General features: G+C 49.7%; 10 protein-coding genes. 5 read left to right on the plus strand and 5 right to left on the minus strand.

Translation table 11 applies throughout. From position 1 onward, the window contains the following. The first annotated feature begins 34 nt into the window (after positions 1-34). Entirely contained in the window at positions 35-631 is a 597-nt protein-coding gene (locus CWM47_RS00550; RefSeq protein WP_100985866.1) for a cysteine hydrolase family protein, read from the plus strand. 101 nt (positions 632-732) lie between these two features. Here the strand turns inward: CWM47_RS00550 and CWM47_RS00555 are convergent, their stop codons facing one another. The 5 genes from CWM47_RS00555 to CWM47_RS00575 all read right to left on the minus strand — a co-directional run bounded on the left by CWM47_RS00555 (position 733) and on the right by CWM47_RS00575 (position 9,216). Continuing rightward, a complete protein-coding gene (locus CWM47_RS00555) occupies positions 733-1,641 on the minus strand; it encodes a manganese catalase family protein (RefSeq protein ID WP_100993672.1) in 909 nt (302 codons plus the stop codon). Positions 1,642-1,861: 220 nt separating this feature from the next. Beyond that, entirely contained in the window at positions 1,862-2,110 is a 249-nt protein-coding gene (locus CWM47_RS00560; RefSeq protein ID WP_240625657.1) for a hypothetical protein, read from the minus strand. A gap of 20 nt (positions 2,111-2,130) precedes the next feature. Then, positions 2,131-2,892 (minus strand): cupin domain-containing protein, encoded by a 762-nt coding sequence (locus CWM47_RS00565; protein ID WP_100985867.1) that lies wholly within the window; start codon positions 2,890-2,892, stop codon positions 2,131-2,133. 98 nt (positions 2,893-2,990) lie between these two features. After that, complete coding sequence (locus CWM47_RS00570) at positions 2,991-6,761, minus strand: sensor histidine kinase (protein WP_100985868.1); 3,771 nt, start codon at positions 6,759-6,761, stop codon at positions 2,991-2,993. 187 nt (positions 6,762-6,948) lie between these two features. Beyond that, positions 6,949-9,216 carry a CHASE3 domain-containing protein gene (locus CWM47_RS00575; RefSeq protein ID WP_100985869.1) on the minus strand — a complete coding sequence of 756 codons (2,268 nt, stop codon included), beginning with the start codon at positions 9,214-9,216 and terminating at the stop codon, positions 6,949-6,951. 362 nt (positions 9,217-9,578) lie between these two features. On the opposite strand from CWM47_RS00575, the gene CWM47_RS00585 reads away from it, so the two are divergent. The 4 genes from CWM47_RS00585 (at position 9,579) to porU2 (ending at position 16,417) form a co-directional block, all read left to right on the plus strand. Continuing rightward, entirely contained in the window at positions 9,579-9,827 is a 249-nt protein-coding gene (locus tag CWM47_RS00585; protein ID WP_100985871.1) for a hypothetical protein, read from the plus strand. A 76-nt stretch (positions 9,828-9,903) separates the two neighbouring features. After that, on the plus strand, positions 9,904-11,052 hold the full coding sequence (pcaDC, locus tag CWM47_RS00590; protein ID WP_100985872.1) for a bifunctional 3-oxoadipate enol-lactonase/4-carboxymuconolactone decarboxylase PcaDC: 1,149 nt from the start codon (positions 9,904-9,906) through the stop codon (positions 11,050-11,052). A gap of 48 nt (positions 11,053-11,100) precedes the next feature. Beyond that, positions 11,101-12,327, plus strand: a complete 1,227-nt coding sequence (locus CWM47_RS00595) for a 4-hydroxybenzoate 3-monooxygenase (RefSeq protein ID WP_100985873.1) — start codon at positions 11,101-11,103, stop codon at positions 12,325-12,327. A 46-nt stretch (positions 12,328-12,373) separates the two neighbouring features. Continuing rightward, a complete protein-coding gene (gene porU2 / locus CWM47_RS00600) occupies positions 12,374-16,417 on the plus strand; it encodes a putative type IX secretion system sortase PorU2 (protein ID WP_100985874.1) in 4,044 nt (1,347 codons plus the stop codon). Positions 16,418-16,651 lie beyond the last annotated feature (234 nt).

Here is a 16,651-nt window from a genome sequence, read left to right on the forward strand (position 1 = left end):
TGGGCTGGTGAATTCACGTTACCAGTACGTACCAATGGAAAAAGAGAGTTCTGATTTACATGGAAATGCGCCTGACACCTGCCCGGTCGCCGTCCTGATTATTGATATGATCAACGACCTGGAATTTCCCGAAGGTCCACAACTTCTTGAGCCAACTCTGAAGGCCGCCGACTGTATTGCCCATTTAAAGAGTCAGGCAAAACGCCTGCACATCCCGGTCATTTATGCTAATGATAATTTCGGGCACTGGCGTTCAGATATATCCTTTCTGGTTAAGCACTGTCTGCAAACGAACGTGCGGGGAAAATCGGTTATGCAGCTGCTGAAGCCCGACCACACAGATTATGTCGTTTTAAAACCCAAACATTCAGCTTTTTTCGAGACGACATTATCGCTCCTACTCACTTATTTAGGAACCAAACGCCTGATTCTGACAGGGCTTATCACAGACGTTTGTGTGCAGTTTACAGCTCAGGACGCCTACCTCCGGGACTTCCAGTTATCTATTCCATCAGACTGTGTAGTAGCCCCTTCTACGGAGCGAACCCAATCGAGTTTAGATTATATGCAGCGTATATTACAGGCTGACATAACGCCCACAACAGACCTCGATCTGCAACGCTTTTTGTAATCAAATCAGGTATACAAACGTCTTATAATGCAGTCTGTCGTAGCATAAAAAGCACCGTTGATGTGGTTTTTATGCTACGACAGACGCTACATTTTGCAAGCTTAATACTCGTATTTAATACCCATTTTTTTGGCCATATCGGCAAACACCTGAGGGTCAAAATCATCGGCGCCCGGCGCATTGAGCTGGGGTTCCTCTTCCAGATCAGGAACAGGATAGCCGGGAATGGCCCCCTCGATCACAACACACTCCTGACCGTCGTCGGGGTGCGGTCCGTTCCAGATCAGCCCCGCCTGCTTATAATCTTCCTGGCTGAAGGTATACAACTGCAAATGCAGTTTTTGATCCATAAACTTCCTCGCTTCGGGAAAAGCATTGTTGCTCAGGTCTGGTATCGGCAACAGCTTGGTGACTTCCACGCCCGTTAATTTTTCCAGGGCTTTGGCATAGGCCACAATATGAAGTCCGCCACGTACCAGCAGATAACCCACCATCGTGCGGGCCGTTGGGTCCGTCACCATTTCGTAGGCACGCATTTTGTTACCCCGAGCACCACACTCCAGGAAGAAATTATGGAGCAGATCAAGCTTCAGATTACCGCTGCTGAAGACATTCTGGCCGTTCCAGAAATTACCCATCGAATCAACGGGCAAAGACCCTTGCCCGCTGGCAATATAGTGATAGGTATTGCGGGCGTTGGCAGCATCGGCAAGTGGCCCCGAAACTGGGTCATGTCCCCGCTTTGTTACACCTGTCAGCAACAGATTGATAGCATAGGAAACCACCTCGATATGGCCATATTCTTCACCGGCGATACTGGCGATCACATCATAAAAGGGACGTATTTTCTTGCGGCCCCGAAAGTTGAACGATTGAAAGGTGTAGTTCATCAGCGTAGACATCTCGCCGAATTTGCCCCCTAGCAGTTCCTGAATGGCGGCTGCATCGTTGGCCGATGGGTTTTTGGGTATTGGCAACTCAATAGGAAGCCGGTCCATCTTTAAAATCATAACCTTGGGGTTTAGTTCGGAAACCTGAAACACTTGTTCAAGGGTCGAACCCCCGCCCACTTCCTATAGTTGAAAATGAGCCATCACCTGAAAGGAAACGGTCCTTTTCTACCTGATTTTTAAGTGATCACAAAAATTTACCTATCAATAAGGGGCCAGTCCACGTTGGCGAACCACGATCACGACCATACAAATCAGGAAAAAACCAATAGCTATGCCCTTAACAAGCCCGCCCGCTATCGTTCAGAGCCGGAGCCAGTAAGGCCCGGCCATTCCTGAACACCACAGCGCGTTCGAGCAGAATAACGGTTCCTAAGAATGATCCAAGCATCAGTGCCCCGTGCTGCCCGGCCGTTTCAAAGATGGAGGTGCCCCAACCCAACCGCACCAGACCCGTCAGGATAGCCAGCACCAGCGACAGCCTGGTGAAGGGCAACAGAATGGGAACAAACGGGGGTGATTTGAACATCAGTCTTAGTAGTGTGGTGACTAGAACTGAATAGACACATACGTACAGTTCTCCCGGACGCCAGGTTGAATACGGTGTGATACTTCCGATTCCACAAAGATGAGATCCCCCACCTGAGCTTCTGTCGACACACCCTCTATTTGCGCCTGAGCCGGATGGTCCAGGATTAGCATAATCTCAGCCGCCCGGTGGGTGTGAGGAGCACTCACCCCTGAAGCGGGGTCGACTGTCGTGACCTGAATTGCCATGCGGTTGCTCATCACGCTGGAACAGGTCACTGTCTGTTGGTTACGCCGGGGTTGGTCGGCAGTAGAGGCTGCCTCTTGCCAGTCGACCCAGAACGAATCACCCACCAGCCGGTATAAATCCAGGTCCGGCATCTCGTTGGAGGTGTATCGCATCTGGAAATAGGTGAGTGTCCGATCAGCCTTATTGACTACCTCAAAGTCATCGCCCGGCATAATCAGAACAACGTTGCCAGGCCCCAGTATTTTGCGTTTACCCCCAACGGTCAACGTTAGTTCACCTGTTTTAATGATCAATACAGCCTCTTCATCGAACTGCTGGGTGGGCTGTGCAGGCTGATTGGCCTGTATGGTTATGGCCTGAACAATTAAGTGGGAAAAATCCCGGGTAGCCCCTTCCAGTAGGGTTTGCTCCCCGTAACCCGTCTGGTTGGCAACCGATAATTGATTTATGGAATAGACGGCTGATTTGATAGTCTGTGAAAAAGCAGGAAAGGGAGCCAGAACGACTACCCAGAAAAGGAGGAAGAGTCTCATCGAAAAACCATCTATAGTCCTAAATTACGACTAAAATTAATCGTTTCCCGAAGCATTCCTGTCTTTTTGGAAAAGGTAGGCAAACGTTCAATAATCGACTATTGAATTAACGTATCCGGCACCAGGTTCGTGGCCACCGGTTCCGGGGAGCTAATGGGCAAGCTTACCGTGAAGGTGGTGCCCTTTCGTTCCTGACTCTCCACCTCCAGAACTCCACCATGACACTCCACAAACTGGCGAGCAATAACCAGACCCAGGCCCGTGCCCTGGATACCAGCCGTATTACTGGCCCTATAAAATGCCTGAAACAAAGAGGCCTGTTCACAAGCCGGGATGCCCATGCCCTGATCAATAACCTGTAAAACCAGACGGTCGGCCCGAAAGTCGATACGCAGAGTAGGTGATGCCGTAACCGAAAACTTAAAGGCGTTCGACAGCAGATTGGTTAACACATGGCCCATCAGTTTGGCATCCAGATCAATCCGTCGGGGTGTTCCCTCAACAAACAACTGAACGCTGCGTTGATCAGAACGGCCACTAAAGTGCATCTCAATCAGACTCTCACACAGGGCAACGATATCCTCCGACCTAGGTGCATAGGTCACTTTACCCGCTTCGATCTGACCGATGGTCAACACGTCGGTGAGCAGTGAACCAAACTGCTCGATCTGTTTTTCGATAACGCCCAGATGCTTTTGCATAGAGGCTTTAGCACTGGCAGCGGGCACATTCAGGTACAGTTTAATTAACTCAACGCTCGACTGAATGGTGGTCAGGGGGGTACGAAACTCATGGGAAGCCGTGGAGACAAACTGCGACTTGAGCTGGTTCAATTCCTGTTCGCGCAGCATCGTTTGCTGGAGAACGAACTCCCTCTCTTTCTGACTGGTCACGTCATTGGCAATGCCAATGTGGCGCACAACTTTCCCCTCTTCATCGCGAATAATAAAGGTGCGAGCTAACAGCCAGCGCAATGGTTCATTTTTATACTTCACCCTGTAGTATATCTGTCCTTCTGCACCGGCCTTATACTCCTCAAAAAAGGCAAAAACAGCGGGCTTATCTTCCGGTAAAACAAACTCTATAAACGAGTTAGATTCATCTTTTAATTGTTGAACCGTTTTATACCAGACCCGCTCGCAGGCCGGGTTTATATACATGAGACTGAAGGGATCGGCCGAATGAATCCAGAACACCTCATCCACGTTTTCGGCAATTTCCCGAAACCGTTGTTCACTCTCCTGAAGTTGTTGCTGTGCCGCCTGCTGCTCCACTTTAGCCTGGAGTAACTGCACATGAAGTGCCTGCTCTTTCAGTTCCTGTTTCTGCTGGCGAACTTCGATTGTTTGCACCCGAATCTGATTTTGTAACGCGACCTGCTTTGCCTGTATGCTCTTTACGCGCAACCGATACAGCGTGTATAAGCTACCCAGCAACAGCAGAACCACCAAACTCATGAACCAGCGTGTTTGCCAAAAAGGCGGGATAATATGCAGATTTACATACGTGCCGGTCTTATTCCAGACACCATCGTTATTTGAGGCTTTCACCCGGAATACATAATCGCCAGGGTCCAGATTAGTATAGGTCGCCGTTCGAGTGGTCCCCGCAGAAATCCAGCGCTGATCGAAACCTTCCAGTTTATACGCATATTGATTTTTCTCCGACACCGTGTAATTCAGGGCCGCAAACCCGAATGATAGAACCGATTGCCCATAGGAAAGCGTAATGTCGCGTGTGTCACTTATTGGCTTAGCCAGTACCGACTCTGCATCCTGCACGCGAACCGACTTATTGAACAACTGAAAGTCGGTGATGTAAACAGGCGGGATAAAGGGATTGTCTCGAAGTTTATCAGGATAAAAGCTGTTAAGTCCGCTTAGACCACTAAAAAACAGTTGCCCGTCGGGGCTTTTGTAACAGGCGGTTCGGTTATAGGAACTCTCCTGCAGGCCATCACTGGCATCAAAATTACGAATAGTATGTGTCTTAAGATCAAAGACGCTCAGGCCCTTATTGGTACTCAGCCACAGTCGCCCCCGATTATCTTCCAGAATACCCTTGATCACTTCGTTGGCCAGACCATTTTCCTGACGGTAAGCGGTAAACGTTTGCGTACGGGCGTTAAAGCGGTTCAGGCCCCCATTAGTACCGATCCACAGTTGGCCGGTAGTACTTTCAAACAGCCAGTTGATCTGGTTGTTGCTTAGACTTTTGGGGTTGTGACTATCCTGAACATAGTGGGTAAACGTGTTGTGAGCCGGGTGAAATACATTGATTCCCCCCCCGTCGGTACCTATCCAGATGTTGCCCGTTCGGTCTTCCCACAGGGTTGTGATCGTGTGGTAATTGAGATGACCTTCCTGCCCAGGCCGGGATGAGTACCTGGTCACAAGGCCCGTTTTTTTGTCGTAGCGAATCAATCCCGCTTCGAAAGTGCCAAGCCACATAACTCCATTCCGGGCCTCTAAAATGGCACTGATGCTCAACGGGCTAAAATTCCCCTTCGACTCAAAGGTTCCCTTTGCCCGGTTAAACAGCGTTAAGCCGCCTTTATAATTACCCGTCCAGATGCGCTTATCCCGATCTTCATAAATGGAAAGCACGAAATTTCGGCTCATCGAAGCCGCGAATCGGCTTGTATCCTGATAAGCTTTAAAAACAGACTGTCCTTTTTTGAGCACATTAATACCTCCCCCATCGGTACCCAGCCATAAATCGCCCTGATTATCTTGCAGAACGGCTAGTATATTATTATTAGTCAGCTTGTTAATATTGGTTCGGGTGCGCTGATACAGTTTAAATTTCAGTGGGGTCGCATCCAGTTTATTGACCCCACCCGAATAAGTGCCAACCCACATGGTACCGATAGGGTCGCGGTACATTGTATAGATGGAACCGTTATTGAGCCCACCATTCGTATCGACCTTGTAGGTGTAATAAGAAAAGCTGCCATCAGCGTGTAACAGATTGATACCTCCGTTCTGCGTGCCAATCCAGAGGGTGTGTTCATTGTCTTCGGCAAGGGACATTACATCGTTATGGCTCAATTGAGCAGGCCGCTCCGTTGATTGCTTGAAGTGCGTAAAAGACCCATTCACCCGGTCGAGCTGATTTAATCCCCCCCCCTCAGTGCCAATCCAGAACCTGCCCCGGGAATCCTCAAAGCAGGTAGTTACCCGATCATGACTAAGTGAGTGGGGATTGGCCGGATCGTGCCGGTAATGCGTGAATATATTGGTTGATGGGTCCAGCCGGTTTAAACCACCGCCATCGGTGCTTGCCCAGATAAAGCCGCTTCTGTCAATCATGACGGAGCTTACCATATTATTGCTTAAGCTGCCAGTCTTCCCTGCCTGGTGACTAAAATGGGTAAAGGTTTTTTGCCGGGGATCAAACCGATCCAGCCCCCCGCCAGCCGTACCCACCCAGAGGTAGCCTTCTGCATCCTGAACAACGGCCATTACCTTGTCGTGAGCCAGGCTATTTTGTTGTCCGGGATTGTGTTTGTAATTGGTAAATGTTTCTGTATTGGCATCAAACAAACTAAGTCCGCCATCATCAGTACCCACCCACAGTTGACCTTGCTTATCCTCAAACAGGGCATGAATGTAATTGTGGCTCAGACTGGATGATTTTCGGGGATCATTCCGGTAGAGGGTATAATTGTAGCCATCGTACTTATTAAGCCCATCCTGCGTGCCAAACCACATAAAGCCTTTGCGGTCCTGTAGTATGCAGGTGACGTTATTCTGAGAAAGGCCCTGGTTTGTGGTCAGGTAAGTAAACTGGCCCTGTTGCTGCTGAGCTCTTGTTGGTAGAGCAAGCCAGAAAGCAACACACAGGAAGCAAAGGAAACGAGATAACATTGTCGTTCTGTTGGGTATCGCGTACAGCGAAAGATGCTTTATTTTGTAAATTTAATAACATATTATATACATTAAACATATTTCATAAATTTAAAAGCATATATCATATAATAATAAGTGTATTTTATACTATCCAGCAGCACGACGATTTTTATGAATGCTGAGCTTCTCTATAATTTACTTCAAATTATGGGAGTAACTGCCTTTGCGAAGGAAGATTTACTATAACACTTGTTCCCAGATTCAATTCACTGCTCAGGCTGATTTTCCCACCCATTAGGTCAACGTAGCGACGAACTATATGTAACCCCAGCCCTGTACCCTCTATATTCGTCGCATTTGAGGCCCGAAAAAAACGTTCGAACATTCGTTGCTGATCGGCTACGGTCATGCCTATCCCCTGATCCTGAACCGTTATTGTCAATTCATTGTCACCATACTCGGCGCGTAGACTCACTACCGAACCCGGACCGGAATACTTGACCGCGTTTGAGAGCAGATTGATCATAATTTTTTGCAGGAGCGATGCATCAAGCCAGAGCAGATCCGGGCACGACAGGTCAGTCTGTATCGTTTGCTGCGGCTTGAGCGCATCCTGCATGTATGTAACGGTTTCACCTAGCAACTTAGACATATCTACGTGAACCAGGTTAACACTGATCTGCCCCTCCTCAAGTTTGCCCAGCGACAAAAACTCTTCCAGAATGGCATTCAGATGCTTGACGGCCACTCTGATGCGATGCGTATGTTTTTGACGTTTCTCCTGTTGTTCGGAGTGCGAATATTTCTCAATTAGTTCGGCTGAGGTTAGCACGGCGGTGAGTGGTGTTCGAAACTCATGCGAAGCCATCGCCACAAAACGGACTTTTAGTTCGCTCAGCTCGCGCTCAACGGCCAGGGCCTGAATCAGTTCATTTTTCGATTCTTCCAGTTTACCCAGTGTGATCATCAGTGCCTGCGTGCGGTCGACAACTTTCTTTTCCAATTCAGCATTGTAGCGGACGTTTTCTTCGGCCTGCCGTTGTTGCGTTACATCCATAGATGTCGACACGGTGCCATTGTCAAGGCGGGAAATAACCGAAAAAATCACCCGGCCATCGTCAAGTGTCGAGTCCATTCGGAAAGGTTCGCCCGTTTCAACTACGTTAGCCATCCAGCCAATTCGTTGATCACCAACACCTGCAAAATTCAGAGAGCGAACCGTTTGGTTCTGTAGATCAGGCACGTCTGCAGGTAACCAGCTCCTGACCTCGTCATTAGAATAAGTGTACTGGAAATCAATAATGCGTCCTGTTTCGTCGCGAATAGGCTCGTGGGTTGCCACACCAATATGCACCGACTCACTGATACGCACGAGCATATTTGTCTGTTGCAGACTTTCGGCTTCGGCTTGTTTACGGTCGGTAATATCTAAAAAAGAAATCAGGACATTCTGCTCCGGCAATGGAGACGACACTATTTCATACCAGGCATTCAGGCCATCGCCGATAAAGTACGTTTCGAACCGCTGAACCTCGCCGGTGCGAGCAGTTTGCAGGTAACTCGTCATCGTGTTCGTACCAGCCAGAGAGGGAAACTCAGTCAGAAGGGTTGTTCCCACTAATTTGTCGACTGGTCGGCCATTAATTTTCGACGCGGCCTGATTGGCTAGCTGGATTCGTAAATCCACGATTTGACTGTCCTGATCAACTATTGGTGCACAGCTCAACAAGCCATTCAGAGAGCCATTAAGAATACCTTCCAGATACGCTTGCTGGTGTCGCTGCTGGTTGAGCACCTCCGTCAATTGCTGTGTCACTTTTCGTACCTGCACTTCCCGCAGTCGACTCTGCCGGAGAATCAGGCCAAGCACCAGGGTTGTCACTAACATGAGCAGACCAACGGCAAGAAGTGTTAAAAGCCAGTTCTCGCCACGCTGAATGGACTCATTTAAACGGACAAGCCGGGTTTGCAGCAACTGTTGCTCCACCCTTACCAGTTGGGTTAGCTGTGCTCTAACTTTATCCATTACGGGCTTTCCCTGCTCCACTTCTTCCTGAGAAGCCAGGACTCCCTGCCCTTTTTTACGCTGGTCGATTTCCTGCTGGCTGATGGCCAGACGCTGCTCGATCAGCACCCCTACTGAGGCCAGTCGTCTCTGCTGAGCCAGGTTATCCTGAACTAGCCGCTGTAAATACCGGAGTTGGCCCGGCAACTGCTTTCGTGCCCGTTCATAAGGCTCAAGGGATTTTGGCTGTCTGCTTAGCAAATAACCCCGCGTACCGGTTTCGGCATCAACCGCTAGGGTTCTTAATACTTCCAGGCCCGTAATTACTTCACGGGTGTGCAAAACCCAGTCATTAGCCAGTTCCTGCCGCTCGTGGCTTTTCCAAAGCGTATAACTGATCAACGAAAAGCTGGTCAGCAGGAGCAGAAACGCCAGGAGTAGCAGGTTAGTCGCTTGCTTTAGATTCATGAGAAAGAAGCAAAAACTCAGTCTTCTAATAGATATACGTATAATAAATGGACGTACTTACAACAACCAGTGGGACTTTCCCCATTTCTCTGTCGGCTATATAGGCTGTAATATACAAATGCTCACGCTAAAACGGCAAGATCAAGACCAGCTTTGCATGCGGATAAATATAATGGTTGTGATCAGGCCAAATTTGCTGATAAAACTCTAAGTACTTTTTCTGCAATCAGCTAATTTTCAACAAAATATGAACATTTTTATTTTGTACTGGTTTCCCCTTTAACGATCAGTTCTCACTGAGTTTCTTCTCCGCCCCTGTCTACTAAGCTGTCGGTCCAGGCACTTTAAATACGACTACGCATATGATACAGTCTCACGAAGTGACAATTGAAAATTTTACAGTTCCCTACAAGGCCCGGAAAGATACCGAATGGACGGATGATCCAGCAAATCCAACGAATCATCTTACCGGATTCATTGGAAAAGGCGAAACCATTTGGTTGAATCCCGATCAGTCAGGCCTGGGTCCTGCCTGGCAACAAGCCCGTTTAGCTGACAAAACCCTGTGCTATATTCATTTTCATGATTTCAACCTTGTAAGCGCTCTTTAAAGGTTGTAGAACAGCGACCGTTTGAGACTGCACTGAAATCCGGAAAATAGGCTAGATTCGCCAAACCTATTAGCGCATGCCTACGATTGTTGCCAACTCAATCCCGATCAATTACCAGCTCGATGGAGACACCAGTAAGCCGGTTCTAGTACTTTCTCATTCGCTGGGTACGGACCTAAGCATGTGGGATGCCGTGTTGCCACTCCTGCTGCCACACGTTCAGGTACTCCGATACGATACGCGTGGACACGGTCAATCGTCGGTCACATCGGAACCCTACTCGATTGATTTACTTGGTGCCGATGTCATCGCGCTGCTCGACGCCCTACGCCTTCAGGAGGTTTGTTTCTGTGGTTTATCAATGGGTGGCCTCATTGGTCAATGGCTGGCGATTTACCACCCTGAACGAATCAAAAGCCTGATACTGAGCAATACAGCCGCAAAAATAGGAACCCTGGAGAATTGGAGCCAACGCATCGACGCTGTTCATCGCGATGGTCTGGCTCCACTTTGGCCGGGTGTAGAAGAGCGATGGTTTACAAAATCGTTTTCCGACAAAACCACTATCGACCAGGTGAAAACGGTCTTTACAAGTAGCTCTGCCGAAGGATACGCCAACGCCTGTGCGGCCGTTCGGGATGCCGATTTCAGGGAGCAGCTTTCCGAAATCGCCTTGCCAACACTCGTCATTGCGGGTACCTACGACCCGGCCACACCCCTGGCAGACGGGGCCTTTCTGGCCGATACTATTCCGGGTGCCTTACTGGTCGAATTACCCACCGCCCACCTGGCCAGCGTAGAAGCGCCGGAAGCGTTTGTATCCGCCGTTTTACGGTTGTTGACACAGCCCGAAGCTACTCGATACGAAGCGGGTATGGTTGTTCGTCGGGCTGTTCTGGGCAATGCGCATGTGGATCGGGCCGAAGCTGGCAAAACGAATTTTGATTCAGACTTTCAGCAATACATTACCGAATCGGCCTGGGGTTCGATCTGGACAAGACCCGGCTTAACTCAGCGCGAACGCAGCCTGATAACCATTGCGATATTGGCCGCCTTGGGCCACGAAGAGGAATTAGCCATGCACATCCGGGCTACCCGAAACACCGGCGCTACGCCTGACGACATCAAAGAAGTGCTGATGCATACGGCTGTCTATGCGGGTGTTCCAGCCGCCAATACCGCCATCCGAATTGCCAAGCAGGTTTTTTCAGCAGAAAATCCTTAAAAAAATCATACGCCAGCATTACACCCCACCTAAACTTAAAAACACACCATGAATCAGACGCATACGCAGGTAGGAATTATTGGCGCGGGTCCGGCGGGCCTGTTGCTTGCTCAACTGCTGCACTTGCAGGGCATTGACTCGGTTGTGCTGGAAAATCGCAGCCGGGAGCGCGTCGAAAGCAGACAGCGGGCTGGACTGCTGGAACAAACGACAGTCGATCTACTACGTCAGGCCGGAGCTTCGGCTCGGCTCGACCAGTTGGGTTTAGTGCACGAGGGAGTTTTGCTGAATTATAACGGCAAACGCCACCGGATAGCCCTGAAAGAGCTAACGGGCGGCTCCTGCGTCACTATTTATAGCCAAACCGAAATCGTCAAAGACCTCATCAACACCCGACTTGCGGCTGGGGGGATGCTTCTGTTTGAGGCTGAGGCCACAAAACTGGAAGGACTTGATACCGACCGGCCAACGATCCACTACACGCATGAAGGCGAATCGCATACACTGACCTGCGACTTTGTGGCAGGGTGCGATGGATTTCATGGCATTTCGCGTGCTTCGGTACCGCCGGAGTTGTTGACGATTTATGATAAAACCTATCCCTATTGCTGGTTGGGCATCATTGCCAGGGTTCCGCCCTCAACCCATGAGTTGATTTATGCTTACCATGAGAATGGATTCGCCCTGCACAGTATGCGCTCACCCGAGTTGAGCCGTTTATACGTGCAATGTGCCCTGACAGATACCCTCGAAGACTGGCCTGATGAACGCATTTGGAACGAACTGAAAATCCGATTGGGAACCCCCGGCTGGACGTTGCAGGAAGGGCCAATTTTGGAAAAGAGCATAACGCCCATGCGCAGTTTTGTTTCTGAACCCATGCAGTTCGATCGTCTGTATCTGGCGGGCGATGCCGCTCATATCGTGCCGCCAACAGGTGGGAAAGGCTTGAACATGGCTGTTTCAGACACGAAGAATCTATTTGAGGCACTCTGGTTGTGGTATAAGGAACAGAATACCCGTTTGCTGGAAGGCTATACGGCGGCCTGTTCGCGTCGGGTATGGCGGGTGCAGGATTTTTCGAACTACATGACCGAACTGTTGCACAAACAGCCGGATAAAGCAGCCTTCGACCAGCAACTCCAGAAGTCCAAATTTGATCTTCTCACCAACTCAGAAGCAGCATCGCGGGTTATTGCGGAGAACTACGTTGGTCTGGCATCCAAACGGGCCAGCGAAGCCGTGGAGTTTCCAATAATACCCCCTACTGTTTGATACTTACCAGCCCTATGGTGCGTCTAAGAGACACAATATTGTCCTTATGCGCCACGTCATTACCCGTCTGTCTGCTGTTTTTCTTAGTCTTGTTTCTTTGCCTGTCACAGGTCAATCGACCCGCGATAGTCTCGATCCAACGCGCTGGCTGGTTTATTCGCAGACCTATTATAAAATTCCGGTTGCGGAGGATGGCATTTATCGGGTTACCACGAATGAGTTACAAAAGGCAGGCGTTCCAACTAACCAGATTGACCCCACAACATTACAGCTATTTCACAGGGGCGTTGAACAGGCCATTTATGTAGAAGGCGAAACGGATACGCATTTCGACACAGGCGATTTTCTGGAATTTTACGGGCGAAAGAATGATGGTATTCCCGACTCCGCCCTCTATCGTCCGGCCAGCGCACAACCGCATGCCTATTATAGCCTCTTTACCGATACAACCGCCTATTTCCTCACATGGCGGCTCGATGGTAAACCCGGCAGACGAATGGTTGCCTACACCGATACGACAAGCGCGGGCCTGACGCCCGAACCTTATCATTTGGCCGAAGATCTGCGTGTATTTACTGAAAATTATCCCGGCTGGGCAACTGGCATACCCCCTAAAATTGAGTACAGTTACTACGAAGCGGGCGAAGGGTATACGGGCGTAGTCCAGCAAAAAGACAAACTCTATCACACGCTCTTTTCACTCGCAAATCCCATAAAAACAGGTCCAACTCCCCGGATAGACCTTTTAATCGTTGGCCGTAATTACACCAACCACCGGGTAGATTGCCTCATTGGGTCAACAATCAACACCCAGCGCGTACTCGATTCAGTTCGTTTTTCGACTTACAATAACGCGCATATTCAACAACTTGCGAGTTGGGCAGACGTTGGTCCCGATGGGAACCTGTTTGTCTCGACAGTATCCCGCACTGAAGATTTCAGCGTCGATACATATTCCGTATCGTATATACGACTTCGGTATCCGCAGGCATTTGTACTTAACGACCAATTCCCGACCGTATTCAGGCTTGAGCCAAATCGGGTCGGACGTTCCCTAATCGACGTTGCCAATGTGCCATCCGGCACTCGTTTCTGGGATATTTCGGAATCAGATTCTCCCCGGCTACTTAGTGCCATAATGCCCCAGACTGCTTCGGCCCGGCTGATTATCCGGGGCACAACGGTAGCCAAAACAATCTTCAGCACGAGTCAGCCTAAAACGGTGCCAGCCCTGTTGCCTGTGACCTTCACGAACTGGAGTGTTCGAAAACCAACCTACCTGCTCATAAGCCACGAAGCCCTGATGCAGCCAGTTGAGAACCAAATTACAGGTGCGAAAACAAACGCGGTACAAGACTATGCCGCCTACCGGGCATCCGCACAAGGGGGCGGTTTTGATACACTTACCGTCACGATGCAGCAATTAATCGACCAGTATAACTATGGCGAACGGAGTCCGCTGGCTATCCGTCGATTTGTGGCGAAAATGTACCGGCAGAGCAAGGGATCGCTTCAGTATTTACTGCTCATTGGCCGCGCCCGAAGCACCCCCGGCATTCGACGTGTCCCAAATCAGGCCAGTCTCGATATGGTGATGACGGCGGGTTATCCCGGCTCAGATATGCTGTTTACGGCCGATCTGGATGGAGACACTACCGATGTTCAGGCCATTCCGACGGGGCGCATCAATGCCGGAACGCCTTTGGACGTGCTCAACTACCTGAATAAAGTAACCGACTATGAGCGCCGAACCGATGACCTGTTTTGGCGAAAAAATCTGCTCCACCTAAGCGGAGGCCAAACACCGGGCGAACAGGATTTATTTCGTCGACTGGTCGATAGTTACCGCGATCAGGCCACCACGCAATCATTGGGCGCTCATGTGACGACGATCTCGAAAGAAACCAACAGTCCGGTTGAGCAACGAAGCGTGGTGAAACCCGTGAACGAAGGAGTAGGTTTGATCACTTTTTTCGGTCATTCGGGGTTGGACGTTACCGATCTGGACATTGGTTTCTGCTCTAACGACGCGCTTGGCTACCAAAATAAAGGCAAGTATCCGCTCCTGCTTGTTAACGGCTGCGCTATTGGCAACTTCTTCTTTGGCCGCCCAACCCTCGCCACCGACTGGGTGCTGACCCCAAATCGTGGAGCCATTGCCGCTATTGCCCAAAGCAACCTTGGTTACCCCGATGTGATGCACCGCTACACGACGGCCTTTTATTCCTTACTGGCCGATAGCATCCAACTCAACAAATCAATTGGACAACTCCAAGAGGAAACCATACGACGCGTGTTGGCTCAATCGACAGATGGGCGTGACCTGGCGAATTGCCAGCAAATGGTTTTACAGGGCGACCCGGCAATTCGACTATTTCCAAACAAAACACCCGATTATGGATTGACGACCAATGGCCTGACCATACAGGGTGCGGATCATCAGTCGCTAACGAATTTGAGTGATTCGGTATATGTCCGGGCTATCGTCCAGAATGCCGGTCAATACCGGTCAGGCTCTGTGCCCGTTCGAGTGCGACGATGGGTTAATGGGCGCGAATCAGGGGTTTTTAATGGGCTGATGCAGCATTCGGTCGCTTACCGGGACACCTTGATAGTGACGATTCCAAACGAGCGAAATGCCGAAGGGCAAAACCTTTTTGAGATAACAATTAATCCAACTGACTCTCCCTTTGCCCGTGCTGAGACTAACCACACAAACAATCAGGCAACTGTCGAGCTAACTATTTCGAGTACGAAACCCCTTCTGATTTATCCGGCTCCGAATAGCCAGATTAACACCCAAACTGTTCAACTAACGGCGCAATACGTTGCCGAAGGCCAACACCTTTTCGATCTGGAAATAGACACAACCGCCCGCTTTGACAGTCCATTCCATAGCTCGAAACGGCTCTCGGCAACCAGCCAAATTAGTTTTCCAATAACACTACCAAATCAACCCAATACGACCTATTACTGGCGTGTGCGTCTGGCTAGCCCAACACTAGGCGACTCAACCACATGGTCGATAAGCTCGTTTGTTTATGCACCGAATAGCCAGCCTACAGGCTTGCCCGAAGGACAGCTTTGGCTAAACGATCCCTTACCCACTGATATACAACAAGGTGATGTTGTTACTATACAAACCCGGTTTACCAGCCTTAGCCCCTACCCGTTCACGGATTCGCTGGTTGTTCGGCAAACAATTTATGCGGCTGGCCTATCGAGTCCACAACAAAAAATATGGTCTGTTAAAGCACCCTTTGGGGCCGATACACTGCACTTCACAACCGAAATCAATACCGAGAAATTTCCGGGCATCAACCGTGTTCTCCTAACGGTTAACCCACGCATTCAACCTGAATACTCATTTCTAAACAACACGCTCGACCTCCCGCTGGTGGTTCAACCCGACAAATTTGCTCCCATTCTTGATGTAGCCATTGACGGTGCCCGTATTGCCGACGGTTCCGTGGTATCAGCCCAACCCATTATCGATATTCTGGTTGCCGACGACAACCGCTCGCTCATCCGTCGCGATACCACGGGGCTGGCTTTATACCTACAACGCCCTGGCACGAATGTACCGTTCACTCACTTACCCTGGCACGGGTCGATCAGTCAGCCGACCAGCGCTGACAACGTGTTTCGAATCCGGTATTCATTTCCAGAATTAGCCGAAGGGATTTACCATTTGTTGGTTACCGCCCGCGATCTGGTGGGGAATGCTGCAGTACCGTACCAAATCAGCTTTCGGGTCTTGAACGACAGGAAGTTGACCGACTTGCGTGTGTACCCAAACCCTTTTCGAGACCAGACACGGTTCGCCTTTCACCTCACCGGCGATCAACCCCCGGTCGACGCATCACTAACGTTTACCAATCTCGGCGGGCAACCGGTTCGACATATCAACAAGCCTCCCCGAATTGGACTGAACGAGTGGTTATGGGATGGGCGCGACGATGCGGGCAATCAACTCCCGGCGGGCATCTATCTGTATAATTTATCGCTACATAGCGGAGATGGTCTTGACTGGTCAATACCTGACAGCCCAAACGGGAAATTAAGTGGTCGTATTCTTCTGAATCGCTAATGCGAACACAGCCCATTTTCGAGCAAACGTGAGTTGATCGTTGACGTACCGTACCGTTAGCTATTACCTTACTAATCAAACCTATAAATTAGCACAGGCATAACAAGGCTAAGTCTTTTGTATATTTATGCTTAGCCGTATTTCAAAAAGTCCATTTGTCAGCAACAAACAACTCCTTTGTGGACAATAAAACGAAGATATTAGCCATAACCAGCATTCATCGCTAACTCTTCG

This window comes from Spirosoma pollinicola, from assembly GCF_002831565.1.
GTDB lineage: Bacteria > Bacteroidota > Bacteroidia > Cytophagales > Spirosomataceae > Spirosoma > Spirosoma pollinicola.

Bases quoted from the DNA above. Each gene is read 5' to 3' on its own strand.
- CWM47_RS00550 (WP_100985866.1), top strand. From the start codon at position 35: ATGGAAAAAGAGAGTTCTGATTTACATGGAAATGCGCCTGACACCTGC.
- CWM47_RS00555 (WP_100993672.1), bottom strand. From the start codon at position 1,641: ATGATTTTAAAGATGGACCGGCTTCCTATTGAGTTGCCAATACCCAAA.
- CWM47_RS00560 (WP_240625657.1), bottom strand. From the start codon at position 2,110: ATGTTCAAATCACCCCCGTTTGTTCCCATTCTGTTGCCCTTCACCAGG.
- CWM47_RS00565 (WP_100985867.1), bottom strand. From the start codon at position 2,892: ATGAGACTCTTCCTCCTTTTCTGGGTAGTCGTTCTGGCTCCCTTTCCT.
- CWM47_RS00570 (WP_100985868.1), bottom strand. From the start codon at position 6,761: ATGTTATCTCGTTTCCTTTGCTTCCTGTGTGTTGCTTTCTGGCTTGCT.
- CWM47_RS00575 (WP_100985869.1), bottom strand. From the start codon at position 9,216: ATGAATCTAAAGCAAGCGACTAACCTGCTACTCCTGGCGTTTCTGCTC.
- CWM47_RS00585 (WP_100985871.1), top strand. From the start codon at position 9,579: ATGATACAGTCTCACGAAGTGACAATTGAAAATTTTACAGTTCCCTAC.
- pcaDC (WP_100985872.1), top strand. From the start codon at position 9,904: ATGCCTACGATTGTTGCCAACTCAATCCCGATCAATTACCAGCTCGAT.
- CWM47_RS00595 (WP_100985873.1), top strand. From the start codon at position 11,101: ATGAATCAGACGCATACGCAGGTAGGAATTATTGGCGCGGGTCCGGCG.
- porU2 (WP_100985874.1), top strand. From the start codon at position 12,374: ATGCGCCACGTCATTACCCGTCTGTCTGCTGTTTTTCTTAGTCTTGTT.